We start from the raw sequence: 24,639 nt of genomic DNA on the forward strand, positions 1-24,639 counted from the left end.
AATGAAGTTCAGATTTTTTTCAGCCATTATCATCTTAACAGGTTTATTTTCAGATAGTGTCACTGCGCAAACTAAGCTTGTTCAATATTTGTCAGGAAAGGACAACGACCATACGGTTGCCTGGGATTTCTTTTGTTCAGGAGGCCGCAAAGCTGGCAGTTGGCAGAAAATCAATGTTCCCGGACATTGGGAGCAGCAAGGTTTTGGCGACTATAACTATGGCCGTGACTATGTTACGTATGGCAAGAACTTTCGTTTCGCCGACGAAAAAGGGTTCTATAAATACAACTTCAGCGTTCCCGAAAGCTGGAAGGGTAAGGAAATTAAGATTGTTTTTGAAGGCTCCATGACAGATACGGAAGTTAAAATTAACGGGAAACCTGCCGGTAAAATCCATCAGGGGGCTTTCTATCGCTTTAAGTACGATATATCCGATAAGCTTGTTTACGGAAAACCTAATCAACTTGAAGTTGCCGTAAGCAAAATGTCAGCAGATCAATCTGTTAACAATGCCGAACGGCTTGCAGATTACTGGATTCTGGGAGGAATTTTTCGCCCGGTTTACCTTGAAGCAGTTCCGCGTCATCACATCGAATGGACTTCCATCAATGCGAAAGCTGATGGCAACTTCGCAATAGCTGTTCATCTTGAAAACCCTGTGAAAGGAGCGGTTATTTCCGCGCAGATCAAAGACGGCGAAGGTCGGATTGTCGGAAACACCCAGTTCACGAATTCGAAAGCTGACACGTCAATTACGCTAAAAACAAAAGTTAATAACCCGGATCTCTGGACGGCGGAAACTCCAGATCTATATGAAGTTACAACCACCTTATCGGAAGGAACACAAACGGTTTATAAGTCAACTGAACGCTTCGGCTTCCGAACTATTGAGGTGCGCAAAGGAGACGGGATCTATGTAAATGGAACGAAAATTAAAATGAAAGGCGTTAACCGGCATGTCTGGTGGCCTGAAAGCGGGCGATGTGTGAATGCCGGAATCGATCTGAATGATGTGAAACTTATCAAGGAAATGAACATGAACGCCGTTCGCTGTTCTCATTATCCGCCGGATGCGTCTTTCCTGAACTATTGCGATTCACTCGGATTATACGTATTAGACGAACTGGCAGGCTGGCAGAAAGCCTATAGCACTAAAGCCGGCGAACCCCTGGTGAAGGAAATGGTGACACGGGATGCGAACCATCCTTCGATCATTTTTTGGAGTAACGGGAACGAAGGCGGACATAATTTCGACCTTGATGACGACTATGCCAAATACGATCTCTCTGCCAGAACCGTGATTCATGCCCATCATAAACCAGGCAATGCTATTAACGGTATCGACTGTAATCACTACGAGGATTACTACAGCACACAGAAAATACTTGCCGACTCAAATATCTACATGGTTACCGAGTTCATGCATGCGCAGGATGATGGTGCCGGTGGTGCAGGGCTTTCGGAAATGTGGAATCTTCATTGGAATTCGAAGCGCGGAGCCGGAGGATTTATCTGGGCCTTGCTTGATGAAGGGCTGGCAAGAACGGATCACAATGGAATGATCGATGTGAACGGTGTAAATGCCCCCGACGGAATTTTAGGCCCCCACCGGGAAAAAGAAGGCAGTTTTTATGCCATACGCGAGATCTTTTCGCCTGTTAAAATCGACATGAAAAAGCTTCCGGATGATTTTAAGGGAAAGATTTCTATCGAAAATCGGTACAACTTCATCAATATAGCGGATTGCAGTTTTAAATGGTCGACACTGAAATTTCGCTCGCCGAAAGATCAGTTTGCAGGTGAAGAAATACTAAACAGCGGAACTGCCAGATCGCCGGATATCGCGCCAACACAAAAAGGAATCCTCGCCCTGAAGCTCCCAGCTGACTGGAAGCATGCCGACGGATTAGCGCTTTCCGCATCTGATCCGGCCGGAAAGGAAATATATCGCTGGGTTTGGAAGGTCAAATCTAATAAGCAGCTGCTCGAAGATATCGTTAGCGATAAAGGTCCGGATAGTGTACGTGTTTCCGAAAACGATTCCCTGCTGACAGTTAAAGGCGGTGAAATAAGTGTAACGTTCAGCAAAAGAACAGGTATGATCGCTTCGCTGGCAAATTCAACAAGCATGCCTTTATCATTCAAAGACGGTCCGGTATTGGTAAGCGGAAACGCGGTGTTCGATTCGCTGAGTTACAAACTAGAAAATAACCAGGCTACTATTGAAGCTAATTACACCGGTGACATGCAAAAAATAACCTGGACTATGGTGCCGTCGGGATGGTTAAAAATGGACTATTCATACACCTTGCAGGGAAAATATCCTTTCGGCGGAATCAGTTTCAATTATCCGGAAAATTTCGTTTTAGGCGCACGCTGGCTTGGCAAAGGCCCTTACAGAGTTTGGAAGAACAGGCTGGAAGGCGTTTCGTGCAGCACTTGGGAAAATCTGAAAAATAATACTCAAACCGGTGCCGCGCCCTGGATATATCCTGAATTCAAGGGTTATTTCGCGGATGTCAGCTGGATCCAGATGAATACAGTGGAAGGTAAATTTCTTGTCGGAACACCGGATGATGAACTTTATGTGCGTCTTTTTGATTTTTACGGCCTTACGGGTCTAAAACCTCACCCTGATCTTCCGAAAGGAGATATTTCTTTCCTTGATGGCATTCCCGCAATTGGAAGCAAGCTGGGAATGAGAATTACGCCGCATCCCGAGAATTACGGCCCTGCTGGAGAGATGAATGAATTTAGCGGAGAAAAAAGACGGACACTTTATTTTTATTTCGGACTTCAAAAAGGCGATAATAATTCAAGGCAGTTTGTAATGCCCAAAGAAAATATCCTGACAAATTAACCAATTGATAACGCTCAACCAGATTCAATTAACCAAATCTAACTAACAATGAACTATCAACGTTTCTTTAACAGGTCAGCCGTTTTCAGCGCGGCGCTATTGTTTTTTTCGTTTAATGTCGGCGCGCAATACGTAACCGGAAAAGGTAACGATTCAACGATGCCACTTCATTTAATGAAGCCCCAATATGAAACGCCTTACGGTGAGACTACGAAAGATAACGTTAAGATCGTGTTGGACCGGGTTTACAATTATCTGAATGCGGTAACACCAACTGAACTGGTTGACAAAACATCAGATCAGGCTGTCACTGACTTGTCGAAGGCTGATACCAATTCAATTTTCAAGCCCGGAGATTTCAGGCTGTTAAGTTATGAATGGGGCGTTACTTATACCGGAATGCTCGAAGCGGGGATAGCAACCGGCGACAAAAAGTTTACATCATACACGCTTAACCGGGTGAATTTTATCGGCGACGTTGTAAAAAATTATAAAGATTTTTTGAAAAAGAATCCGAATGTCGCCACACCCGTCCGTTCGGTGTTAGCGCCTCATGCACTTGACGACGCGGGCTCAATCGCTGCTTCTATGATCAAGGCTATGAATCAGGGTGCGAAAAAAGAACTGGTTAAGCCAATGGTTGATAATTACCTCAATTACATCATGACAAAAGAATTTCGGTTGGCCGATGGGACACTAGCCCGTAACCGGCCCCAGCCCAATACGTTATGGCTCGACGATCTGTATATGAGTTTACCGGCGATGGCGCAAATGGGGAGGCTAACAGGAGACAGTAAGTATTTCGATGAGGCCGGCAAGCAGTTTAAACAGTTTTCCGAAAGAATGTTCAATACCGAACGCGGCCTGTACATGCACGGATGGGTACAAGGCATGGAGCCTCATCCGCAGTTTCATTGGGCCAGGGCAAATGGCTGGGTTATCATGACGATGATCGAACTGCTGGACGTTATGCCGGAAAATCATCCTTCACGGCAATTCATATTGGATCAATTAGCTAAACATGCAGCAGGTTTAGCGCAAAGACAGGATAAAACCGGATTCTGGCATCAGCTTCTGGATCGTGACGATTCATACTTAGAAACCTCTGCTACCGCGATTTATGCCTATTGCTTCGCACGTGCGATAAACAAGGGCTGGCTTGAGGCAAAGGCTTATGGTCCGGCAGCTTTGTTAGCGTGGAGCGCTGTAAGTACAAAAGTAAATCAGAAAGGGCAGGTAGAAGGCACATGTGTTGGAACGGGGATGGCTTTCGACCCGGCGTTTTACTACTACAGGCCGATAAGCAATTTCGCCGCACATGGTTACGGACCGGTTCTGCTAGCCGGTTCCGAAATTTACAGGCTTCTTGAAAAGCATCCTTTCGAAATTAACGACAGCGCGGTTCAAATAAAATAGTATGGTGAATAGGTTGTCATTTTCAGTTTAGGATTTGACAAGGATGCTGAAAATCCTTACCAGGTGAGTTTAACTAAGGCCACTGCCTGGCCGGGTAATTGGGTTTCGATAACCACCGTGCTACCGGTTTCTTTTCGGAGGCTATTATTTTCTATAGTTTGCAGCATCCCTGCTTCCTGAAGTTGTTTTATTTGACTCTGGGTTGGATTTGCGGGGCTGCCCATCTTTTTCCATGCGGTGTATGAATTGCTATGACTTTCATCAATGCGATACTCTGTTAAGGTGATGTCTTTTTGGGCCAGGCCGCTTACTGCAACAGAAACCGGGATGATATCGCCGGGTTTGTTTGTGTCGTGATAATTCCAGACCATAATCGTTGCCGAGTTTTTTCCTTTAGCTGCCATGGCACCGATTTCGTTCTTATTTCGGATACTTGAATCAAGAACTGTGGTTAAGGAATACATGCTATTACCGGTTACCGCCACCCTTGATCCGCTCATTTTTCCAAACATGCGGAACACGTTTAAAACCGGCTTGTCCACGCCGTTTGTCGCCAGGTCCCTGAAACCGGCAAACCAGGGCTGATCTTCAAATTCAAACGACCAGGAAACGGCGCCAATGAGATTTGTTTTAAATTTGTCGGACAGTTCATAATGCCTTGCAAAGGATGCGGCCGTGTAGCTGGAATACATCGTGCCATTACGGTAAGCATTCTCCGGGTTGGTCGACATCCCGCAAGCCGCGCAACCTTCCGGGTCAGACTCGCCAATAATAATAGCTTTGTCTTTTAACTCGGGAAAACTTGCAATGACCTTCATATTGTCGTCGATATTCCTGAGCTGTCTGCGTATATCCATCTGTACAACGCCATTTACGAGGCGGGGAGATCCTTTCGCATGAAACAGCACGGCATCGAGCGGTGAGCCAATCTTGCCGGTAACATAGTTGGTATCATACAAGCAATGTTTAATGAAAGCGTTTAAAAACTTCATGCCTCCGCCGGTAACATTCGCTCCGCCAATTTTTGCCGTTGGCAAGGCCCGTTTAACGCCATCGGCTGCGTAGTCATAAAGCTTGAAAAATTCAGGTAGCGTACCTTTCCAATAAGCGCCGTCGGGTTCATTCCATACTTCCCAATACCAGCTTTCAACCTCCTTTTGGCCATATCGCTTTACACAATGCTTCACCCATTCATAAGTAAGGTCGCCCCACTTTTTATAATCTTTTGGCGGATAGGCCCAGCCGGTTTCAATAACGCTATAAGGAAGACCAGGTTTCCATTGATGCTGATATGGATGCGGCTTGGTCGACAAAGCTTCCGGCATAAAGCCGATCTGTGCAAGCGGTTTCATCCCGCGCTTAACGTAAGTATCGAATATTTTGTCTGTGATTTCCCAGTTATAAACAGGATTTCCATGCTTATCCTCGGTGTATGCATGGGTTGAACCCCATTTCAGCGCCGGCGTGCCATCGCCCGAAGTGAGCAGATTATGGGTGCGAACATATACCGGCGACTTGCTTAGTTGCGAAAGCTCGGTCAGCAGCTTTTGTCCGTCTTTCATATAGGTGTAGTTTGGTTCGTCATACCCAAACCAGCTCCAGATTGGCGTCATCGAACCGATTTCTTTATCAAGATTTACCTGAATGACCGCATCTTGCGCGAAAAGGGTTGAAGAAAGAAGAGCGAGTAAGGCAATGGCAAAGGGTTTTTTCAACATAATAGTCGTTTTCAATGCGAATGGTTTGGATGTTGTAAATTAGCCAAAAGACCCGGCTATAATCAATCCGGAACATTAAATTTCTTTGTAAGATGGTTTCACGTAATTCCTGGAAAAACGGGAAAGTGAACCGTGTAGCATTTGGCCAGGGCTAAATCAAACAGTATGAAAATTAAAATTGCGTTAATATCTCTATTGGCTTTGGCCTTTGTTGGCTTTAAAGAAAAAGGCTTAAGCGGCCAGGCGGTATGTTTTGGAGATTCTATTACTTATGGTGCAAATGTCGATGGGTACAGTTGGGTGTCGTATCTAAAAGAACTGCATCCGGAAGTCGATTTCGTTAACGCCGGCAGAAGCGGGAGAAAAACATCGGATAAAAAAGAATTGCTACCCGTACTTGAAAAATATCCCAAAGCTAATGAATACCTGATTTTTCTTGGTGTAAATGACTTAAAAGACGGAACAGGTTCAATGGTGAATAGTTGTGTGGAAAATATGAAATGGATGATAGCCGAAATCAGACAAGTCAACGGGAAAGCAGATATTGTAATACTCGCGCCAACGGATATCAATCTAAAAACGATGAACGAGGTGAACATAAAGAAGAAGTATAATGACAATACCAAAAATGCGCTTCAGGCATTGAGCAAGAAATATAAAGCTTTGGCGAAAGAAGAACATGTGGAGTTCGTTTCATTGCTGCATACGGTAAGTAAATCAAACTACGCGGATGGATTACATCCGAATCTCGCCGGGCAAAAAGAAATCGCAGAAATGGTTTGGAAGCGGTTAAATTAATATAAAATACAAGTATATACAGGATGCAGCAGGTTGCGTTACATCGGCATTAAACTTAAAATAGCGGTTTAGCCAATTAAGCTTCGCTGCACGAACTATTAAAAATGACAAATATGGTTATCCGGAAGGTTGCAACCAGTCGGACGAATAATTTAATTATACCAATCACAAAATAAAATTTATGCATCGGTTTCTGGACTATCTTTTTTTTCCATTGGCCTTACTCCTGATCGCTGGTTGTAGTTCCAAAAAAGGCCTTGTGTCCGATAAGAAGGGAACACTCCAGTGTATGCGCAAGGCTAACGTCTATTTTATGCAAAAGTGGCCCGATCCGGGCAAGTCAATCGTCACGAACAAAGAACGCCCGAGCAACATCTGGACACGTGCTGTTTACTATGAAGGTTTGATGGCACTTTATGGCATCGACAAGGATGAGAAATATTATGACTATGCGGTAGAATGGGGTCAAAAACATCAGTGGAACCTTCGTGGCGGCGTAAACGCCCGAAATGCAGACGATCAGGCCTGCGGGCAAACTTACATCGACCTTTATCAAATTGATCAAAAACCGGAACGTATCGAGGCGATCTCTCAATCTATAGACCTGATGATTTCATCGGGTAGGGTTGACGACTGGACCTGGATTGATGCGCTGCAGATGGGGATGCCGGTTTTCGCCAAACTAAGCAAGCTGAAAAACGACCCGAAATACCTCGGGTACATGTACAAAATGTACCGGCATTCCAAAACGGTTGAAGGCGGTGGCTTATATAACGAAAAGGACGGACTTTGGTGGCGGGACAAAGATTTTGTGCCGCCGTATAAAGAGCCTAACGGAGAAGACTGTTACTGGTCGCGTGGCAACGGCTGGGTTGTTGCCGCTCTTGTTAAAGTATTGGATCTGATGCCAGAAAATGCTTTGCATCGGGACGAATACATGGCGGATTATAAGCAGATGATGAAAGCCTTGCTTCCGTTTCAGCGCAGCGATGGTTTCTGGAATGTCAGTCTTCATGATCCAACACATTTCGGTGGTCCGGAAACTTCTGGAACATCACTCTTTATTTACGGAATGGCAGCGGGCATCAATCATGGTTGGCTGGACCGCGCGACTTACGAGCCCGTTCTGTCTAAAGCATGGAATGCCGTATGCAAAAACGCTGTACATCCTGACGGGATGCTTGGGTTTGTACAAGGCACTGGCAAGGAACCAAAAGATGGACAGCCGGTGAGCTATGATCATATTCCCGATTTTGAAGATTATGGATTGGGATGTTTCCTGCTCGCAGGTTCGGAAGTTTATAAAATGAAATAGCAAAAAGAAGCATCCCTGAAATTGAGATTATAATTCGACTTATAAAGTAGCAATATGAAAACAGCATTCGTAATGAAGTTAAAAAACGGATTTGCAGAGGAGTATAAAAAGCGGCACGATGCAATATGGCCGGAACTGGCGGAATTGCTGAAAAAAAATGGCGTGAGCGATTATTCAATTTTTTTAGACGAAGACACTAACCAGTTATTCGCGGTACAACAGCAAACCGGTGCTTCATCGCAGGATCTTGGAGACACAGAAATAGTTAAAAAATGGTGGGCTTACATGGCCGACATCATGGAAACAAATGATGATCTTTCGCCGGTCAGCAAACCGTTAAAAATAGTTTTTCACCTGGATTGAAACGAATGAAAAAAGTAATCTGCCTGAGCATTCTTGCCACGTTTTTTTGTGTTTTATTTTCTTCTGGGCAGTTCAAAAACGATACTATCTACCTGTTTTCGTATTTTAAAAATAATGGAGAGGACGGCCTGCATTTGGCTTATAGTGAAGATGGTTTTCATTGGAAAGCGTTGCACAAAGACAGCTCTGTTTTGAAGCCGGCGGTCGGCAATGAAAAGCTTATGCGCGACCCATGCATAATCCGCGGCGGCGATAAGAAGTTTCATATGGTATGGACGGCCAGCTGGAAGGATAAGGGCATTGGTTACGCTAGTTCCAGCGACCTGGTACACTGGTCGGAGCAGGAGTTTCTTCCGGTAATGAAACAGGAAGAAGGATCACGGAATTGCTGGGCTCCGGAGATTACCTACGATACTAAAAAGCGTAATTACATGATATACTGGTCGACTACTATAACCGGAAAATTCACCGAGACGGCATCAGAAAAGGAAAGCGGCTACAATCACCGTATCTATTATACAACAACACCTGATTTCAAATCTTATTCGCCAACTAAATTGCTTTATGATCCCGGCTTCAACGTGATCGATGCAACAATCGTTAAAGATAGCGACCGGTACCTGATGTTTATGAAAGATGAAACCCGCGAGCCACCGCAAAAAAATCTGAAGATCGCGTCCGGTAAAAACTTAGCCGGGCCGTATTCAGCTGCGGGAAAACCGATTACTAGTGATTACTGGGCGGAAGGGCCTACTTTATTGAAAAAAGGCTCACAATGGATTATCTATTTCGATAAATACACTTTACATCGCTATGGCGCAATTTCTTCCGGTGACTTAGAAAATTGGAAAGACATTTCCGATGAAATTGACCTTCCGAAGGGAATCCGTCATGGAACGATACTGGAAATAACAAAAGCGGAATTAAGTATTTTACAGAAGTCCTTTGATAGCAACTGACCTTTGTACATAACGATGTTTTGATAATGAAAGCGCCTGATTTTTTCAAATTTATAGTTGTTGATGAATATTCCGCGACGCCTAAATATCTGCAGTTGAGTGAATCAATTATTGCAGCTGTTGAAAATGGATATCTAAAAAAAGACGATATCCTTCCGTCGATTAATGAGCTGAGTTATGTACTGGAAGTTTCCCGTGACACTGCCGAGAAAGGGTATAAATATCTGAAAAAAAGGGGGGTCATCGTTTCTGTTCCAGGCAAAGGCTACTATATCGGTAACACCGATTTTAAGCGGAAGATCAAAATATTTTTACTCTTCAATAAGTTGTCGGCGCATAAAAAAATTATTTACGACTCTTTCGTATCATCGCTTGGTGAAGATGCAGCAATTGACTTCTATATCTACAATAATGATTTCGCGCTTTTTAAACGGCTTATTCAGAACAAACGGACCGATTATTCGCACTATGTGATCCTGCCGCATTTTGTAGAAGGCGGCGAAAATGCTTATGAAATCATTAATACGCTTCCAAAAGAAAAGCTTATCCTCCTTGATAAAAAAGTTCCGGGTGTTGATGGCACTTTTGCCGCCATTTACGAGAATTTTGAAAATGATATCTATAAAGCGCTTGACGACGCCAAAGGCCAGCTAACAAAATATCATACCTTGAAGCTTATATTTCCCAAACCCAGTTATTTTCCAAAAGAGATTGTAAACGGTTTTAAGCGCTTTTGCCGGCAATATGCTTTCAATCATTTCGTAGTAGATGACATCGAAAATGAACCTATCGGGAAAGGCGAAGTGTTTATTAACCTGATGGAAGACGACCTCGTTAAGCTGATAGAGCGTATCATGTCGTTAAACCTGCGAATGGGCAAGGAAGTAGGAATTATATCTTATAATGAAACACCTTTAAAAAAGCTGCTTCTTAATGGTATAACTACTATTTCAACCGATTTTAAAATGATGGGGGCGATGGCTGCCGAGATGATTAAAAATCAAACGATCGAGCATAAAGAAGTACCTTTCCGGATAACAATCAGGCCGTCGATTTAATTAATTGTGATTGTTTTGAATCGCGGGAAAGATAAATCCGCATCGCCGTGTGCTTACCGTTTCTTTTATGATAATTCCCGTTTTTTAACGTTTTGGGACGGTAAACTTACATGTTTGATTTCAGTTGCCTTATGACATGATAGTACATAACAGTTGAAAATTCTTATCTTCCTACTTTGGCAGGGCCAATATAAACTAATTATAAATCGACATAAATGCAAGCAATTTTCGGTGTTTTCTACCATTTACTTGGTGGATTTGCTTCAGGCAGTTTTTACATTCCGTACAAAAAAGTTAAGGGTTGGTCGTGGGAAAGTTATTGGATTATTGGCGGCCTTTTTTCATGGCTTATCGTTCCACCCTTAGCCGCGTTTCTAACTATTCCTTCTTTCTGGGAGATCATAGCGTCAACTTCCTCATCAACTTTATTTTATTCTTACCTGTTCGGTTTATTATGGGGAATCGGGGGCTTAACATATGGATTGGGAGTAAGGTATCTTGGGGTAGCCCTTGGTAGTTCCATAATTCTGGGTTTATGCTCAGTATTTGGGTCGTTGATACCATCTGTCTACTACGAATTTTACCCAAAAGCTGGTAAAGAAACAATAAGCATGATGGCTTCCTCAAGCTGGGGACAGTTAGTGATTCTTGGGCTTCTCGTTTGTATCATCGGAATTGTCATTTGCGGAAAAGCCGGCCAGATGAAAGATAAAGGGATGAGCGCTGTAGAAAAGAAGTCATCAAACGCCGAGTTTAAGCTCGGTCTGGGGTTGATCGTTTCAATTATTTCGGGCGTGTTAAGTGCCTGTTTTGCCTTCGGCATCGACGCCGGAAAAGACATGGCGAACCAGGCGAATGAACTGTGGAAAGCCGCTAATCCTGGTCAGGGCGAGTTTTTGTTTCAGAATAATGTTACCTACGTGGTTGTATTGTGGGGCGGTTTAACAACCAATTTTATCTGGTGCATGATCTTAAATTACCGCAATAAATCTTTCGGAGATTACACGAACAGCAAAACGCCGCTTTTAAAAAATTATATATTCTCGGCGCTTGCGGGTACAACCTGGTTCCTGCAGTTTTTCTTCTACGGCATGGGCGAAAGCAGGCTTGGCAACGGCGCCAGCTCGTGGATACTGCATATGGCTTCAATCATATTGGTAGCAAATTTATGGGGCCTGGTGTTGAAAGAATGGAAAGGAGTCAGCAGAAAAACTATGCTGACGATAGTGGCTGGCATCATGGTAATTCTTTTATCTATAATTATTGTAGGTATAGGCAATTCGATTAAATAACATTTTAAATAACAATAATATGTCTTTGACAACATCATCTTTTAAACGTGTAAGTTATTTGTGGGACGAGGCGGAAGCGGCTAAACTGGCTGGTGATGAAGTCGCTTTATTAATTTATCGTTCTAATTTGCTTGGCGCAGATCTGCGTCTGACTAACTATGGGGGAGGCAACACATCTTGTAAAGTGATATCCAAAAATCCGCTTACGGGCGAAGACACGGAAGTAATGTGGGTAAAAGGCTCGGGCGGCGACTTGGGTACACTGAAAAGGAGTGGATTGGCGGCGCTGTATGTTGATCGTTTACGTAACCTGAAAAATATTTACCGCGGTATCGAACATGAGGATGAAATGGTTGATCTCTTTAATCATTGTATCTACGATTTATGCTCGAAAGCGCCATCAATTGATACACCGCTGCACGGGTTTTTGCCCTTTAAACATATAGACCACCTGCATCCCGACGCAGCAATCGCAATCGCTGCCGCCAAAGACGGCGAGCAAATTACCCGGGAATTATTTAACGGTACGATTGGCTGGGTGCCTTGGCAAAAGCCGGGTTTCGACCTTGGCTTAAAATTAAAAGCTTGCCTGGATGCAAACCCAGGCATTCGCGGAATCATGTTGGGTTCCCATGGCTTGTTTACCTGGGGCGACACTGCTTACGAAAGTTATATCAATACCTTAGAGGTAATTGAAAAGTGCGCAGACTACTTGGAGCAGAGCTACGGGAAAAGTAAACCGGTATTCGGCGGACAAAAGATAAACAGCCTTCCGGAAGATGAACGCCACGAAAAGGCCGCATCGTTAGCCCCGGTACTCCGTGGTTTTTGTTCCAGCGACCGCTTAATGCTTGGCCATTTTACCGATGATGCCAGGGTTCTGGAATTTATTAATTCAAACGATCTCGACAGGTTGGCGCCGCTTGGTACAAGCTGCCCGGATCACTTTTTACGAACTAAAATCAGTCCGCTGGTACTTAACCTGGAGCCAGACGAAGATATTTCTGATGTCGCAGCAATCAAAAATAAGCTTGTGCCGCAGTTCGATACATACCGGGCAATGTACCGTGAATATTACGAAAACTGCAAGCATCCAAACAGTCCGGCTATCCGCGACAGTAACCCGGTGGTTATACTTTATCCCGGCGTTGGTATGTTCACTTTTTCAAAAGATAAACAAACTGCGCGTGTTGCCGCCGAGTTCTACATCAATGCCATCAACGTTATGAAAGGTTCAGAAGCGATATCTGAATACACATCGCTGCCGCGCCAGGAAGCATTTAATATCGAATACTGGTTACTGGAAGAAGCGAAACTCCAGCGCATGCCTAAGCCGAAACCGCTGACGGGTAAGGTTGCTTTAATTACAGGCAGCGGCGGCGGAATTGGCAAAGCCATTGCTAAAAAATTTGTTGAAGAAGGCGCTTGTGTCGTGTTAAATGACATGAATGAGAAACGCCTGAAAGAAGCAGGAGATGAGTTCATCAGTAATTTTGGTAAAGATTCGGTTGCTACCACGCCCTTAGATGTGACTAATCACGAGCAAATTGAAAAAGCACTGAAAAGAACTGCTTTAACCTTTGGCGGGGTGGATATCGTTGTAAACAACGCGGGCCTTTCGATTTCTAAGTCGATTGAAGATCATACCGGGAAAGATTGGGATTTATTGTACGATGTGCTTGTAAAAGGGCAGTTTATGGTCACACAGGCGATGGTGAAATTAATGAAAGACCAAAATACAGGCGGCGACGTTATCAATATTGTCAGCAAAAACGCCTTGGTAAGCGGGCCCAACAATGCCGGATACGGAAGTGCAAAAGCTGCACAATTGCATTTAAGCCGGTTGAATGCGGCTGAGCTTGGAGCGGCAGGTATTCGTGTTAACGTAGTAAATCCGGATGCGGTTATAAGCGACAGCAATATTTGGGCTGGCGGCTGGGCCGAAGGCCGGGCGAAAGCTTACGGAATAACGGTCGCGGAACTTCCTGAATATTATGCTAAACGAACATTACTGAATAAAATAATATTACCGGACGATATAGCCAATGCTTGTTTCGCATTTGTTGGCGGTTTGCTCGATAAGTCTACAGGTAATGTTTTGAACGTAGATGGCGGCGTGGCTATGGCTTTTGTCAGATAGAAATTACAACCAATTAATCTTCTTAAATTAAAATAATGAGGTTAGAGAAATATAGGATTGATCAGCATAATTCAGAGCTCGACGATAAACACCAGAAAAGGATAAGCTTTTTCCTGGAGGAAAATACATCAGCTAAAAATATCATTCAAAAGCTAGTTGATTTTCAGATTGCCATTCCAAGCTGGGCTTTGGGAACCGGTGGTACGCGTTTTGGGAGATTTTCCGGAGGCGGTGAACCCCGGAATCTTGAAGATAAATTAATGGACATCGGCCTCTTGCACCAGTTAAACGGAAGCAGCGGCGCTGTATCGCTACATATTCCATGGGATATTCCATCAGATGCCGAAAAAATAAAAAACCTGGCCGGATCATTAAACCTGAAGTTCGACGCGATGAATTCGAACACCTTCCAGGATCAGGCCGCGCAAGAGTTCAGTTACAAATTCGGATCGTTGCAGCATGTGGATGAGAATGTACGACGGCAGGCGATTGAGCATAATATTGAAGTTATAAAACATGGCGAGGCCCTTGGCTCAAAATCTTTAACTGTATGGCTTGCCGATGGCTCTTGTTTCCCTGGTCAATTAAACTTTCGTGAAGCCTTTCAACGGACGCTCGACAGCCTGCGTGAAATTTATGCCGCTTTACCGACCGACTGGAAAATATTTGTAGAGTACAAAGCATATGAGCCTAATTTTTATTCTACTACAGTTGGCGATTGGGGTCAATCCTTGTTGTATGCAACCAAATTGGGAGAGAAGGCATTCACATTAGTAGATCTTGGACATCATTTACCTAATGCCAACATCGAGCAGATCGTATCATTGCTACTGATGGAAGGTAAGCTGGGAGGGTTTCACTTCAATGATTCAAAATACGGCGACGATGATCTTACCGCAGGTTCTCTAAAACCATATCAGCTGTTTCTGATATTCAACGAACTTGTTGAAGGAATGGATGCCAGGGGTATGAATCATGCAACAGATCTTGGCTGGATGATCGATGCTTCCCATAATGTAAAAGATCCGCTCGAAGATTTGCTTCAGTCAGTTGAAGCGATCATGATGGCTTATGCGCAATCACTTTTGGTAGATCGTACAGCTTTGAAAGCAGCTCAACAGGTCCATGATGTTGCTCTTTGCCAGGAAATTCTTCAGCATGCACACCGAACGGATGTTCGCCCGCTGGTTGCCGAAGCCAGACTACGAGCAGGAGCCGCGTTAGATCCGATAGCACTTTTCAGAACGCTGGATGTGCGTAAAAAACTAATTGATGAGCGTGGACTGAAAACTGTAGCCACAGGATTATAAACCGTGAATTAGTCTTTCAAGATGCCGGTACCAGTAATTGCCATATTTGATGTAGGTAAAACCAATAAAAAGCTTTTTCTTTTCGACGAGGATTACCGGATTGTTTTTGAACGTTCAGCGAGATTTACAGAGACCGTTGACGAAGACGGTGATAGCTGCGAAAATCTGGAAAGCCTTCGCTTGTCGGTTTTCGATTCCCTGAGTGAGGTAATCAGAAACAAGGAGTTTGATATTAAGGCGATTAACTTTTCCACTTATGGAGCCAGTCTCGTTTATGTTGATCAGCGTGGACGTCCGCTGACGCCGCTCTATAATTACCTGAAAGCATATCCTGAAAAGCTTAAGTATGAATTTTATCGCAAATATGGTGATGAACAAGAACTTGCTTTAAGTTCCGCATCGCCTGTTTTGGGCAGTTTAAATTCCGGCATGCAGTTATATCGGCTGAAATGTGAGCAGCCGGAGATTTTTAAAAAGGTACGTTACGCCCTTCATCTTCCGCAATACATGAGCTCCATTATAACTGGTAAGTTATACAGTGATATCACGAGTATCGGATGTCATACAAGCTTATGGAACTTTCAGAAGAACACATACCAGGATTGGGTTTCAAAAGAAAAGCTGGCTGATAAACTAGCTCCGATTTTTCCTGGAGATGCCGTCATTCCTTCCGTTTTTCCCAGTGACAAGTTTCCTTCAGGTGTCGGTCTTCATGATAGTTCCGCAGCGTTGATACCCTACCTTGAAAGTTTTCACGAACCTTTTATCTTAATTTCAACGGGAACCTGGTGTATCAGCCTGAACCCTTTCAACAATTCTCCTCTAACGAAATTTGAACTTTCGCAGGATTGCCTTTGCTACCTCAGTTATAAAGGTAAGCCGGTCAAGGCATCGCGTTTATTTGCCGGTTATGAGCATGATAAGGAAGTAAAACGAATCGCAGAATATTTCGGCCAGTCTTATACTAAATATAAATCCTTAAAATTTGATCTGAAGATCATGAGAAAGTTTCTGCCCGAAGAAGCTCTGCCGATATATTTCAACAGACTCGGTATTAATTATCTGAACTTTGAAAAAGAAGATCTCAGCCGTTTCAGCAGTGATACTGAAGCCTATCACTATTTAATTTATACGCTGATTTTTAAGCAATTTATATCTACCAATCTGGTTTTGGAAAAAAGTAAAGTAAAACGAATTTTCGTCGACGGCGGCTTTTCAGGCAACGTTATTTACATGAATTTGCTGGCCATGGCATTTCCGGGATTTGAGGTTTACGCAGCTTCTATGGCGCAGGCAACCGCCATGGGCGCCGCGGTAGCCATTCATAATAACTGGAATGACAGGCCGCTGCCGGGAGACGTTATCGGGCTAAAATTATATGTACCGTTTTTGAAGGTTGTTTCCTGATGAATAGTTAATTGGGATTCGAAAATGTATAATCCGACGCTTAAGTGATGGATTCATTACGGCGGAATGCGGGCGCCGTTACGGACTTACTTAACAAGGTCGAATAATCCATTTTTTCAAAACATTTGTCCATTTGAAAGACTTTGTCGCAGGTTTAAGTTTACTGATAAGTTTGATATAGTAATACTTAAGCTTTAAATATACTGATTGTATTTTTTTATGTGTCGTAAATACACTTTATTTGCAATAACCAATTACTACAATCCTTTTCATCGCAGCTGATTCCCTGGTCTTGTGAATGAAAGGATGCTTTTTAAAACCTAAAATTTCAATTATGAGGAAAGAATAGACGTTCGAGACTTCCAGTATGGGCAATGAAGACAACTCTGCTTGATCTGCTTTTGCCGATTATTACACACGACCCTTATGGAATTTACAAACCAATCAATTATCAAAAACCTAAAAAATTATGCGAAATTTAAAACCAAGCTATTTAAAAAAGTGGTGTCTCAGTACACTGTTTTTCGCAGGGCTGCTGTTTTCTACAGCTCATGCACAGCAGCAAAATGTTGTGTCCGGTACGATCACTTCGAATGACGCATCTCCTGTGCCGGGAGTAAGTGTCAAAGTGAAAAATACGTCCAATGGCGTTGCATCCGACCCTAATGGACGTTATTCTATCAGAGCGGAGGCAGGCTCAACGCTTGTATTCAGTGCTATTGGATTTGAAACAAGGGAAGTGGCCGTTTCCACGAATACATTAAACATAACGCTGCAATCAAAGGCAAGCAATTTAAATGAAGTAGTTGTTATTGGCTATGGAACAATCCGTAAAAAGGACCTGACCGGCGCCGTTGCAAATATCAAAGGTTCTGATATTAAGTCGCAGGGTGTTAGTGATATCACAAAGTCAATTCAAGGCCGGCTGCCAGGAGTTACTATCGAATCGGCCGGCGGTAATCCGGGTGCTGGCACACGAATATTGATCAGGGGGGTAGGAACCCTCGGAAACGCTGCGCCATTATATATTGTTGATGGCGTGCAGGTTGCCAATATCAATAATTTAAGCCAGGTAGATATTCAGTCGATCGATGTTTTGAAAGATGCATCGGCTGCGGCTATTTATGGATCACGGGCAGCAAACGGCGTAGTTTTAGTAACAACTAAATCGGGACGAAACGGAGTGACCGTTGTTCAGGCTAACGCGAATTATGGTGTTCAGCATATTGCTCATGAAATCGGTGTTTTGAATGCGCAAGAATGGGCAAACGTAAGCAATGCGGCACACGATGCAGCCGGATTGCCAAAATTAGATATCGCTGCGAATCCTCAAAGCCTTGGGGAAGGTACAAATTGGCAGGATGCGATTTATAAGTCGGCTCCCGTTCAGCAATATGAACTATTGGTAAGTGGGGGATCTCAGTCAACAAATTACAGTGTAAGCGGAAGCTACACCGATCAGGAAGGTATTGTAGACGTGACTGGTTATAACCGCTATAACCTTCGGGCAAAATCCGAAACTACAAAAGGTATTTTTAAGTTCGGTGAAACCCTTCTTTTAACCCGGGAGCGTACTATTAACATGGCCGGCGGATGGGGTGGACAAGGTGGAAATCCAGTTGGTTCGGCTGCGAAAATGATTCCTGTTTTCCAGATATATGATCCTGCGGCTATTGGTGGTTATGCCGGTGCTTATGGTCCGGTTGTAAACGTAGCAAACCCGGTGGCTCAGCTTTACCTGGAAGATATAGACAGAATATCTTCAAATATTTTAGCAAACGCATATGGGGAGGTTACTTTTACACCTGGACTTTCCTACAAACTAAATTTAGGTTATACCAGTAATTTCGGTAGCGGCAATGATTACTACCGCCGCTACGTTGTTGGAACGCTGTTTTCACACCCTACAAACGATTTAAGTCAGACCAAGGATCAAAACAACTTACTTCTGATTGAAAACACACTGAATTATAACAAAACATTTGGAAAAAGCAGCTTGCAAGCCTTGGCTGGTTACACCTATCAGAAGAATAAATACACTTATCTGTTGTCTGCCAGAACAGATCTTCCGGACGGAATTGAAAATATCGATGCGGGTGCCGGAACTTCAACAACAGGTGGAAACAGTAATGAAAGCCGGCTTGCATCGGCTTTGGCGCGTGTGATTTACTCCTATGATAATAGGTATCTGTTGACAGCCAGTTTCCGCCGCGATGGTTCTTCCCGGTTTGGAAGCGATAATAGGTACGGTAACTTCCCGTCTATTGCTGTAGGATGGAATATCTCAAATGAGAAATTTTACGGAAAGCTGGAAAATGTCCTGCCAACGCTAAAATTAAGGGCCAGTTATGGTGTGCTGGGTAACCAGGAAATTGGCGATTACCAGTACAGTGCGGCGATTGCTTCTAATATAAATTATGTAACAGGTTCCGAACAGCAGAAATGGTTTGGTGCGATACAAACTACTTTTGCGTCGCCAAACATAAAATGGGAAAATACGAAGACAACTGACATCGGACTGGATGTGGGAATGTTTAATAATAAACTTAGTTTAACGGCAGATTATTTCGATAAAACAACGGATGATGTTCTATTAAATGTTCCTATTCCCGGATCAGCAGGTTCAACGTCTAACCCTGTGGTTAACGCCGGAAAATTGAGAAATAAAGGATTTGAACTTGGCGCTAATTTTACAGATCATCACGAAAAATTCAATTATTCAGTTTTCGGGACGTTAAGCACGGTTGACAATAAAGTTTTAGAGCTTGGCACAGGTTCTCAGCAAATATTTGGCGGCCAGCCAACCCACCATGGTGCCTCCAGTACGCTAACTGAAGCAGGTGGCCCGATCACAGCGTTTTACCTGATCAAGGATGTTGGAATCTTTAACACCCAGGATGAGATCAATGCCTATAGCAAAGACGGCAAGCTAATCCAGCCAAATGCCGCTCCCGGCGATATAAAATTCCAGGATACTAATAATGACGGGCAAATCAGCGACGAGGATAAAGTTTATTCAGGCAGTCCGTTCCCATCGTTTGAATATGGATTTGGATTCAATGCTTCGTATGCAAACTTTGATATCACTGCATTTTTCCAGGGCACACAGGGAAATAAAATTTATAACGGCTTACGCCAGGACCTTGAAAGCATGAGCCTTGAATTTAATTATTCTAAAGAAACGCTAAATGCATGGACTCCTGAAAATCACTCAAATGTGCCTAGAGCCGTTATAAACGATCCTAACTATAACGACCGTACCTCTACACGGTTTTTGGAAGATGGATCATACTTCCGGATGAAAACGCTTCAGATAGGATATACATTTACTGATCTGCTGAAAAAGAAGTTGAAGCTAACGAACCTGAGAGCATATGTTAGCGGAGATAATTTGTTTACGATAACAAAATACACTGGATTTAATCCTGACCTTGGTCGTACAGGAAGCATTTTTGACAGAGGAGTTGACTTTGGACACGTTGCTTATCCTATAGCAAGAACAATTTCTGTAGGTCTGCAATTATCCTTATAACAACACTAACCAATTAAAAAGTAAAAATATTAGATATGAAAAAGGCAATTGTTTTTTTAAGTATCATCACACTATTTTCCAATTGTAAGGAGAGCGACCTGGAACTTGATAATCCAAACCAGATCACTACAGTTACTTACTGGAAGACAGAAAATGATGTATTAAGCTCCCTTGCGGCAACTTATGGTTTGCTTAGGGACGTAAATGGCGGATTTTGGGGCGTAAGAGGTATTGAATTGGCAAATGGTCGCGGCGACGACTTCTTCATTCGGAATGATGTTGCCAATTTATACCAGCTGTCGACATTTACTAACACTCCCGATAACGGTGTGCTGAATGATCTGTGGAACACCAGTTACCGTGCGATATTTCGTGCGAATCAAATCATTGAAAATGCGCCAACGGTGCCAGGCTTAAGCGATCAGGCAAAAACAGGTTATATCGCGGAAGCTAAATTTTTAAGAGGGCTGAACTATTTTATTCTCGCCATAAACTTTGGCGATGGCCCTATAATTACAAAAACTCCTCAAAGTAAAGACGACTATTTTGCTGTCAAGTCTCCCGAAGCGGACGTTTGGAAACAAGCTATACAGGATTTTACTGATGCTGCAGCCGGCTTGCCACAGTCTTATCCCGCGCAATGGGTTGGCAGAGCGACAAAAGGCGCTGCTATTGCTTACCTTGGAAAATCGCAGCTCTATACTAAAAATTATACGGCGGCTGAAGCGACGTTAAAACAACTTACCAGCGGTTATGGCTATCAGTTAATGCCTAACTATGGTGACAATTTTCTTGCCAGCAAAGACAATAACCAGGAATCGGTATTTGAGATTCAGCTTGCAGACGTTGGGGGTACAAATCCATGGGCTGGCGAAAATGCTGCTCAGGCAATTGGTGTAACAACCGCGCAGGAATTCGCGCCTTCGGAGGTTGCAGGATGGTTCGAGGTTTCCTTCACCGATAAATTGTTTAAGGAATTTCAAAAGGAAAAAACTGTGAGCAATGAACTGGATCCGAGGATGTATGCAACAATGGTTTGGGATTATCCCGGTGCCGTGTTATACAACAAGCCTTTTAGCAGCTTTAAGTTGGTTTTTGGCTACAGTACAATAATTAAAAAGTATCAAAACTATAACCAGGACGGCGAACTGACTGGTGCGAGCGGAGCATCTGACTATACCTCAAGTAACAATGAGAGGGCCTTACGCTACGCGGATGTCCTTTTAATGATCGCGGAAGCTATGACAATGCAAGGTAAAGTTCCGGATGCTTATCCGTTTGTTAAACAAATCCGTGACCGTGCACACCTGGCTGATTTACCTGCCGGATATAGCCAGGACCAGATGATGGCTGAAATCAGGCACCAGCGTATGATCGAGTTTGCACGTGAAAATCAGCGTTTCTATGATTTAAAACGTTGGGGACTTCTTAAGCAGGAGATTGACAACAGCGATAAAGTTGGAAAGCAATTTTTTGCATCGCCAAAATTCGATTACTTCCCTGTTCCACAATCGGAGATAAACTCCAATCCGAAGATGGTTCAAAATCCAAATTGGTAATATCTTTCTTCAGCGCATGCTTCTTCTTAGCATGCGCTTTTTAGTCTTTAAAATGTTATGAATATGGTTAAGAGGTTTTTTGCCCTGTTAGTGGCATCGCTGTGTACCGTTGGTTGTGTTACTGCGCAATCTAAGCTTAATCTCGACCTTTCAGGAAAATGGAAGTTCCGGGTTGATAGTTTGGATGAAGGAATCAGTAAGAAATGGTACAGCCAAAATCTGGAAGATGAAGTGACACTTCCGGGATCAATGACTACCAACCTAAAGGGCGATGACATCACGGTCAATACGCCGTGGACCGGAAGTATCGAAGATTCATCATGGTTTCGGAATAAGGAATATGCAAAATATCGCGACCCTAAGAATATCAAAGTTCCATTTTGGCTGCAACCAGTAAAATACTATAAGGGTGCCGCCTGGTACCAAAAAGCGGTTTTAATACCTGAATCATGGAGCGGCAGTCAAATTAAACTATATCTGGAGCGATGCCATTGGACGACAGGTGTTTGGCTGGACGATCAATCTCTCGGTACCAAAAACAGCCTGTCGACACCTAATATTTTTACTCTTCCTTCAAATCTTCGTTCGGGAAAGCACAAACTAACTATCAGGGTTGATAACCGTGTTTCAGATATCAATGTCGGCCAAAATTCACACAGTATTTCTGATCATACTCAAACAAATTGGAATGGTGTTGTTGGCAAAATTCTTTTGGAGGCTTATCCGCAGGTTATAATAGAAGACGTTAAGCTATACCCGGATATAAAAACCGGAACTGTGACAGCGAAAATTTTGGTGAACAATAATTCCGCAAGTGAAAAAACCATTGGAGTTTCTTTAAAAGCCCTGAATGTGGACCGCCCATCGGATAAGTTGCCGGTAATTTCAAAATCTGTAAAGATTCGCGGAAAGCAGTTGGTTACGGTAATTTATCCGATGGGAAAAACCCCCATGCTTTGGGATGAGTTTAATCCGCATCTCTACCGGATGGCAGTTTCTGCCGGCAGCGGAACTACAAAGGATGAGCGCTTACAACAATTTGGCATGAGAGAGTTCGGCGTTAAAAACACGCAGTTTACGATTAATGGTAAACTAACGTTTTTGAGAGGTACGCTGGAGTGCGCTGTGTTTCCTAAAACCGGTTACCCGCCGACTGATTTAGCTTCCTGGTTGCGTGAACTGAAAATTTGCAAGGATTATGGATTGAATCATATCCGGTTTCATTCATGGTGCCCACCGGAAGCCGCGTTTGACGCAGCCGACCAGCTTGGCATGTATTTTCAGATCGAATGCGGATCGTGGGCTAATCAGGGTGCCACTGTGGGAGATGGGAAGCCGCTTGATCGTTATTTATACGCAGAAAGTGAACGGATTGTAAGCACTTACGGCAATCATCCTTCTTTTTGTCTGATGGCTTATGGAAACGAACCTGCCGGGAAAAATCATATTGCGTATTTAACCAGCTTCGTAAAATACTGGCAGCAGAAAGATAAGAGGCGTTTATATACCACGGCCGCCGGGTGGCCGATAGTTAAAGAGTCTGATTATAACAGCACGCCTGCGCCGAGGATTCAGCAGTGGGGCGAGGGCCTGACTAGTATAATCAATAGCAAAGAGCCGAACACAATGTATGACTGGTCGGCGAAGTTACAAGGTTTGAAACAGCCAACAGTAAGCCATGAAATTGGCCAATGGTGCGTTTATCCTGATTTTGATGAGATAAAGAAATATAACGGTGTTTTAAAAGCTAAAAACTTCGAGATCTTCCAGGATTTACTGAATGAGCACGGAATGAAAAATCGTAGCAACGATTTCCTTTTTGCCTCGGGTAAGCTACAGTCGCTTTGCTACAAAGCAGATATTGAGGCTGCTCTAAGAACCAATGGTTTCGGGGGGTTTCAATTACTTGGGTTAAATGATTTTCCAGGCCAGGGCACCGCACTGGTAGGAGTGTTAGACGCTTTTTGGCAGGACAAGGGTTATATATCTGCGAAAGAATTTAGTCAATTTTGCGGGCCTGTAGTTCCGTTGCTGCGGCTTCCGAAGATGATTTACAATTCTGCAGAAACGATTAAGGGGCATATAGAAGTTGCTCAGTTTGGACCCTCGGAACTTAAAAACGTAGCGACTGAATGGGAAATTACCGATGATCGCGGCAAGATGTTATTCTCCGGCAAACTGCCGGCTAAAGACATTGTAAACGGAAACATTAGTTTGGGTGATTTTTCGCAGCCTCTTTCTTCGATAACCAAACCTTCCCATTTAACTATTAAAGTAGAGATAGAAAATTATAAAAACGCATGGGACATATTTGTTTACCCACCGGAAAAGGCCGCTAACGATAACGGAATATTAATTGTCGATAAACTTACGGTCGATGTGACAACACAATTAGAAGCGGGCAAAAAAGTATTATTGACATTGAAAAAAGGTTCGTTAAAACCTGAATTCGGCGGCGACATAGCCATCGGTTTCTCTACGATCTTCTGGAATACAGCCTGGACAAAAGGTCAGCCGCCTGTTACTATGGGAGTTCTTTGTAATCCGGAACATGCGGTTTTTGAAAACTTCCCAACTCAAAAATATAGCAACTGGCAATGGTTCGATGCCATGACGCATTCAAGCCCAATCTTGTTAAACAAGCTATCCGACAATATAGATCCTTTGGTCCGCGTTATTGACGATTGGGTAACTGCCAGGCCGCTTGGCTTATTATTTGAATGCAAAGTAGGCAAGGGAAGTTTAATGGTTTCGGGGATTGACCTGTTTACTGACATGGACAAAAGGCCGGTGGCAAAACAACTGAAATACAGCATTCTGAATTACATGGCAAGTGGTAGATTCTCACCTGATAAAACAATCAGCGCGTCTGCTATCAGCCAAATTTTAAATTGACACCTTTAACCGGAGTT

15 protein-coding genes are annotated in these 24,639 nt (G+C 43.4%); 14 read left to right on the forward strand and 1 reads right to left on the reverse strand.

Annotated elements, in window-relative coordinates; all coding sequences use genetic code 11:
* The first annotated feature begins 1 nt into the window (after position 1).
* Both GS399_RS14965 and GS399_RS14970 read left to right on the forward strand, forming a co-directional pair.
* On the forward strand, positions 2-2,860 hold the full coding sequence (locus tag GS399_RS14965) for a glycoside hydrolase family 2 protein (RefSeq protein ID WP_160845457.1): 2,859 nt from the start codon (positions 2-4) through the stop codon (positions 2,858-2,860).
* A 48-nt stretch (positions 2,861-2,908) separates the two neighbouring features.
* Positions 2,909-4,276 (forward strand): glycoside hydrolase family 88/105 protein, encoded by a 1,368-nt coding sequence (locus tag GS399_RS14970; protein WP_160845458.1) that lies wholly within the window; start codon positions 2,909-2,911, stop codon positions 4,274-4,276.
* Between the two features lie 56 nt (positions 4,277-4,332).
* On the opposite strand, the gene GS399_RS14975 is transcribed toward GS399_RS14970, so the two are convergent.
* Positions 4,333-5,994, reverse strand: coding sequence for a GH39 family glycosyl hydrolase (locus tag GS399_RS14975; RefSeq protein WP_160845459.1), 1,662 nt, complete (start codon positions 5,992-5,994; stop codon positions 4,333-4,335).
* Between the two features lie 165 nt (positions 5,995-6,159).
* On the opposite strand from GS399_RS14975, the gene GS399_RS14980 reads away from it, so the two are divergent.
* The 12 genes from GS399_RS14980 to GS399_RS15035 all read left to right on the forward strand — a co-directional run bounded on the left by GS399_RS14980 (position 6,160) and on the right by GS399_RS15035 (position 24,622).
* Entirely contained in the window at positions 6,160-6,792 is a 633-nt protein-coding gene (locus GS399_RS14980; RefSeq protein WP_160845460.1) for an SGNH/GDSL hydrolase family protein, read from the forward strand.
* 181 nt (positions 6,793-6,973) lie between these two features.
* Complete coding sequence (locus tag GS399_RS14985) at positions 6,974-8,107, forward strand: glycoside hydrolase family 88/105 protein (RefSeq protein WP_160845461.1); 1,134 nt, start codon at positions 6,974-6,976, stop codon at positions 8,105-8,107.
* Positions 8,108-8,161: 54 nt separating this feature from the next.
* Positions 8,162-8,470 (forward strand): L-rhamnose mutarotase, encoded by a 309-nt coding sequence (gene rhaM / locus GS399_RS14990; protein WP_160845462.1) that lies wholly within the window; start codon positions 8,162-8,164, stop codon positions 8,468-8,470.
* A 5-nt stretch (positions 8,471-8,475) separates the two neighbouring features.
* On the forward strand, positions 8,476-9,429 hold the full coding sequence (locus tag GS399_RS14995) for a glycoside hydrolase family 43 protein (RefSeq protein WP_160845463.1): 954 nt from the start codon (positions 8,476-8,478) through the stop codon (positions 9,427-9,429).
* Between the two features lie 26 nt (positions 9,430-9,455).
* On the forward strand, positions 9,456-10,487 hold the full coding sequence (locus GS399_RS15000; protein WP_160845464.1) for a GntR family transcriptional regulator: 1,032 nt from the start codon (positions 9,456-9,458) through the stop codon (positions 10,485-10,487).
* 215 nt (positions 10,488-10,702) lie between these two features.
* The gene (gene rhaT, locus GS399_RS15005; RefSeq protein ID WP_160845465.1) at positions 10,703-11,779 is read left to right on the forward strand and encodes an L-rhamnose/proton symporter RhaT; all 1,077 of its coding nucleotides are present in this window, start codon (positions 10,703-10,705) and stop codon (positions 11,777-11,779) included.
* A 19-nt stretch (positions 11,780-11,798) separates the two neighbouring features.
* Positions 11,799-13,919 (forward strand): bifunctional aldolase/short-chain dehydrogenase, encoded by a 2,121-nt coding sequence (locus GS399_RS15010; RefSeq protein ID WP_160845466.1) that lies wholly within the window; start codon positions 11,799-11,801, stop codon positions 13,917-13,919.
* A gap of 35 nt (positions 13,920-13,954) precedes the next feature.
* Positions 13,955-15,229 (forward strand): sugar isomerase, encoded by a 1,275-nt coding sequence (locus tag GS399_RS15015; protein ID WP_160845467.1) that lies wholly within the window; start codon positions 13,955-13,957, stop codon positions 15,227-15,229.
* Positions 15,230-15,250: 21 nt separating this feature from the next.
* Entirely contained in the window at positions 15,251-16,636 is a 1,386-nt protein-coding gene (locus GS399_RS15020) for an FGGY-family carbohydrate kinase (protein ID WP_160845468.1), read from the forward strand.
* A 469-nt stretch (positions 16,637-17,105) separates the two neighbouring features.
* A complete protein-coding gene (locus tag GS399_RS15025; protein ID WP_160845469.1) occupies positions 17,106-20,168 on the forward strand; it encodes a SusC/RagA family TonB-linked outer membrane protein in 3,063 nt (1,020 codons plus the stop codon).
* 35 nt (positions 20,169-20,203) lie between these two features.
* Entirely contained in the window at positions 20,204-21,727 is a 1,524-nt protein-coding gene (locus GS399_RS15030; RefSeq protein ID WP_160845470.1) for a RagB/SusD family nutrient uptake outer membrane protein, read from the forward strand.
* A gap of 63 nt (positions 21,728-21,790) precedes the next feature.
* Positions 21,791-24,622 carry a DUF8487 domain-containing protein gene (locus tag GS399_RS15035; protein WP_202409476.1) on the forward strand — a complete coding sequence of 944 codons (2,832 nt, stop codon included), beginning with the start codon at positions 21,791-21,793 and terminating at the stop codon, positions 24,620-24,622.
* Positions 24,623-24,639: the final 17 nt, after the last annotated feature.

Origin of the sequence: Hufsiella arboris (assembly GCF_009834875.1) — a bacterium.
In the GTDB taxonomy this organism is placed as follows: Bacteria; Bacteroidota; Bacteroidia; order Sphingobacteriales; family Sphingobacteriaceae; genus Hufsiella_A; species Hufsiella_A arboris.

Bases quoted from the DNA above. Each gene is read 5' to 3' on its own strand.
- GS399_RS14965 (WP_160845457.1), top strand. From the start codon at position 2: ATGAAGTTCAGATTTTTTTCAGCCATTATCATCTTAACAGGTTTATTT.
- GS399_RS14970 (WP_160845458.1), top strand. From the start codon at position 2,909: ATGAACTATCAACGTTTCTTTAACAGGTCAGCCGTTTTCAGCGCGGCG.
- GS399_RS14975 (WP_160845459.1), bottom strand. From the start codon at position 5,994: ATGTTGAAAAAACCCTTTGCCATTGCCTTACTCGCTCTTCTTTCTTCA.
- GS399_RS14980 (WP_160845460.1), top strand. From the start codon at position 6,160: ATGAAAATTAAAATTGCGTTAATATCTCTATTGGCTTTGGCCTTTGTT.
- GS399_RS14985 (WP_160845461.1), top strand. From the start codon at position 6,974: ATGCATCGGTTTCTGGACTATCTTTTTTTTCCATTGGCCTTACTCCTG.
- rhaM (WP_160845462.1), top strand. From the start codon at position 8,162: ATGAAAACAGCATTCGTAATGAAGTTAAAAAACGGATTTGCAGAGGAG.
- GS399_RS14995 (WP_160845463.1), top strand. From the start codon at position 8,476: ATGAAAAAAGTAATCTGCCTGAGCATTCTTGCCACGTTTTTTTGTGTT.
- GS399_RS15000 (WP_160845464.1), top strand. From the start codon at position 9,456: ATGAAAGCGCCTGATTTTTTCAAATTTATAGTTGTTGATGAATATTCC.
- rhaT (WP_160845465.1), top strand. From the start codon at position 10,703: ATGCAAGCAATTTTCGGTGTTTTCTACCATTTACTTGGTGGATTTGCT.
- GS399_RS15010 (WP_160845466.1), top strand. From the start codon at position 11,799: ATGTCTTTGACAACATCATCTTTTAAACGTGTAAGTTATTTGTGGGAC.
- GS399_RS15015 (WP_160845467.1), top strand. From the start codon at position 13,955: ATGAGGTTAGAGAAATATAGGATTGATCAGCATAATTCAGAGCTCGAC.
- GS399_RS15020 (WP_160845468.1), top strand. From the start codon at position 15,251: ATGCCGGTACCAGTAATTGCCATATTTGATGTAGGTAAAACCAATAAA.
- GS399_RS15025 (WP_160845469.1), top strand. From the start codon at position 17,106: ATGCGAAATTTAAAACCAAGCTATTTAAAAAAGTGGTGTCTCAGTACA.
- GS399_RS15030 (WP_160845470.1), top strand. From the start codon at position 20,204: ATGAAAAAGGCAATTGTTTTTTTAAGTATCATCACACTATTTTCCAAT.
- GS399_RS15035 (WP_202409476.1), top strand. From the start codon at position 21,791: ATGGTTAAGAGGTTTTTTGCCCTGTTAGTGGCATCGCTGTGTACCGTT.